The sequence below is a fragment of the Achromobacter sp. DMS1 genome (assembly GCF_001270295.1).
In genome coordinates, this window is sequence record NZ_LHSJ01000349.1 from 1 (window position 1) to 3150 (window position 3150).

Annotated in this window: 1 protein-coding gene and 2 pseudogenes; all 3 read left to right on the top strand. The window is 71.1% G+C overall.

The genetic code is table 11. The features are described 5' to 3' along the window. Positions 1–146 precede the first annotated feature (146 nt). A pseudogene (locus AD428_RS23990) lies at positions 147–1460 on the top strand (malonyl-CoA decarboxylase domain-containing protein). Positions 1461–1639: 179 nt separating this feature from the next. Beyond that, positions 1640–2327 (top strand): annotated as a pseudogene (locus AD428_RS23995) (enoyl-CoA hydratase/isomerase family protein). Between the two features lie 5 nt (positions 2328–2332). Next, a partial coding sequence (locus AD428_RS24000; protein WP_152968216.1) for an AMP-binding protein occupies positions 2333–3150 on the top strand: 818 nt, incomplete at its 3' end.

A 3150-nucleotide genomic window follows, 5' to 3' on the forward strand; every position in this document is an offset into this window, starting at 1 on the left:
GCGCGCGATCCCGAGCGCGCCGAAATGCTGGCGCGCCGGCACCTGATGCGCCAGCTCGAGGGCTGCGCGCCCTGGCCAGCGAGGAAGACGCCGATGCGCGGCCGCCGAATCCATTCCCGATCCTGTCGTGCTTGAGGAGTCCGACCATGTCCGCACCCGGCAATCTCGTGCCCGCGCGCGCCGCGCGCACGCCTCGAGCCCGAACGCGATGCCCCCGAGGCCGCGGCCCCGGAGAGCGCCAGCCTCATGACGCGGCTGGGCCGCCTCTGGGAGCGCGGCGCCTGCCCAGCGAATCGGAGGTGCGCCGCCTGTTCGAGGCGCGCCTGACCGACGTGGCGGCCAACCGCCTGGCCAGGCGCTGGTGCGAGCTGTACCAGTCGGCCGACGGCAAGGAGCGCCGGCTGATGCTGGCCGCCGTGGCGCAGGTGCGCGGCAGCTACGCCGCCGAAGGCAGCGAAGGGGCGCGCTTCTTCAAGCGTTTCAATGCCTTGCCGCAGGGGCTGGGCTTTCTGGTGGCGCTGCGCGCGGACATGCTGCGCTGGCGCAAGCAGGTGTCCGGCCTGCAGGTGCTGGACAAGGATCTCGAAGGGCTGCTGTCGGCGTGGTTCGACGTGGGGCTGCTGGAGCTGCGCCGGCTGACCTGGGACTCGCCCGCCTCGCTGCTGGAAAAGCTCATCCTCTACGAGGCCGTGCATGAGATCAAGTCGTGGGACGACCTGCGCCACCGCGTCGCGCCCGACCGGCGCTGCTACGCCTATTTCCATCCGCAGATGCCGGACGTGCCGCTGATCTTCGTGGAAGTGGCCTTTGCCGGCCAGATGGCCGACAACGTGCAGGCGCTGCTCGACAGCGAGGCGCCGCCGCAGAACCTGGACAAGGCGCGCTGGGCCATCTTCTATTCCATTTCCAATACGCAGGCCGGGCTCAAGGGCATCAGCTTCGGCAATTTCCTGCTCAAGCGCGTGGTGGAGCAGCTGCTGGAAGAGCTGCCCAAGCTCAAGTCCTTCGCCACCCTGTCGCCGATGCCCGGCTTTGCGGAATGGCTGGGCAAGCTGGGCGCAGGCGCGGACGTGGAGGCCATCGTGCGCGACGACAAGGCGCGCGCCCGCTCGGCCGCGCCCGAGGGCGCGCGCTGGGTGGAGGCGCCTGGACCCACGCCCGCCCGGCCGGGGCAAGGCCGGTCGGAGGTCCTGCAGCGCGCGGCCTTCCGGCTCGCCTCGCACTATCTGCAGTCCATGAAGAACGGCATGCCGGTGGACCCGGTGGCGCGCTTCCACCTGGGCAACGGCGCGCGCATCGAGCGCCTGAACTGGGCCGCCGACACCTCGCCCAAGGGGCTGCGCCAGTCTTGCGGCCTGATGGTGAACTATCTGTACGACCTGGACGAACTCGACGACAACCTGGCCCGGCTGGGCGAGGGCAAGCCGGCCGTGAGCCGGGGCGTGGCGCGCGTGGGCTGAGGCCCGGCGCGCCCGGAACGAGGAAGAGGAGACATGGACGAGAAGCAGGCGGCGCGCAAGCGGGCGCCGCGCAGGCGGACGGTGCGCAGGCGGGCGGCCGCGTGCGGCTGGAGCGCGACGGGCCGCTGGCCTGGGTGACGCTGTCGCATCCCGGACGGCTCAACGCCATTACCGTGGACATGTGGCGCGCGCTGCGCGAGACGTTCGGCCGCCTGTCGGCCGACCTGGACCTGCGCTGCGTGATCGTGCGCGGCGAGGGCGGCAATTTTGCCGCGGCGCCGACATCCGCGAGTTTCCGGCCGAACGCGGCGACATGGCCGGCGTGCTGCGCTATCACCGCGAGGTGCTGGCGCCCGCGCTCCAGGCCGTGGCGCAATGCCCGCACCCGGTGGTGGCCCAGATCGAAGGCGTGTGCGTGGGCGGAGGGCTGGAGATCGCCGCCCTGTGCGACCTGCGCATCGCCACGGCGTCGGCCCGCTTCGGCGCGCCCATCAACCGCCTGGGTTTTCCCATGGCGCCCGATGAAATGCGGGGCCTGATCGCGCTGGCGGGGCGGGCCGCCGCGCTGGCCATCCTGCTCGAAGGCCGGGTCTTCGGGGCGGCCGAGGCGCAGGGCATGGGCCTGCTCACGCGCGTGGTGCCGACGCGGACCTGGCGGCCGAGACGCTGCGCTGCGCCCGGCGCATTGCCGGCGGCGCGCCGCTGGCCGCGCGCATCAACAAGCGGCTTTCGCGCCGCCTGGCCGAAGGCGGCCCCTTGACCGAAGACGAATACCGCGATTATTTCTCCTACGCCGAAAGCCGCGACCACAAGGAGGGCGTGCGCGCCTTCCTGGCCGGCGTAGACCCCATCTTCACTGGAGACTAGACAAGGTGAGCAACGCCAATCTCTACGCCGTCCTGCATGACGGTTTTCCCGCGGACGGCCGCAAAGTGGCGCTGGAGACGCCCGACCTGCTGTACACCTGGGACGACATCGACCGCGCCTCGGCGTGCCTGGCCAACCTGCTGGCTTCGCTGAAGCTGCCCGAGGGCGCCCGCGTGGCGGTGCAGGTGGAGAAGTCGCCCGAGGCGCTGCTGCTCTACCTGGCCACGCTGCGCGCGGGCCTGGTCTACCTGCCGCTCAATACCGCCTACCGCGAAGCCGAGATCGAGTATTTCCTGGGCAACGCCGAGCCGTCGGTCGTGGTGTGCGCGAGCAAGAACCGCGACTGGGTGCAGCGCGTGGCCGACAAGACCGGCTGCCCCCACGTGTACACGCTGGACGAGGACCGCACCGGCACGCTGCTGGAGGCGGCCTGCGGCATGCCGCAGGCGTTCGAGACCGTGGCGCGCAAGCCGGAAGACCTGGCCGCCATTCTGTATACCTCGGGCACCACGGGCCGCAGCAAGGGGGCGATGCTCTCGCACGGCAACCTGGCCTCCAACGCGCGCGTGCTCCACGACTACTGGGGCTGGCGTGCGGACGACGTGCTGCTGCACATGCTGCCCATCTTCCACGTGCACGGCCTGTTCGTGGCCTCGCACGGCGCGCTGCTGGCCGGCGCCCGCATGATCTGGCTGCCCAGGCTCGACGTGGACCAGGCCCTGCGCTACCTGCCTCGCAGCACGGTCATGATGGGCGTGCCCACGTACTATGTGCGCCTGCTGGCCGATCCGCGCTTCGACCGCAACGTGTGCCGCAACATGCG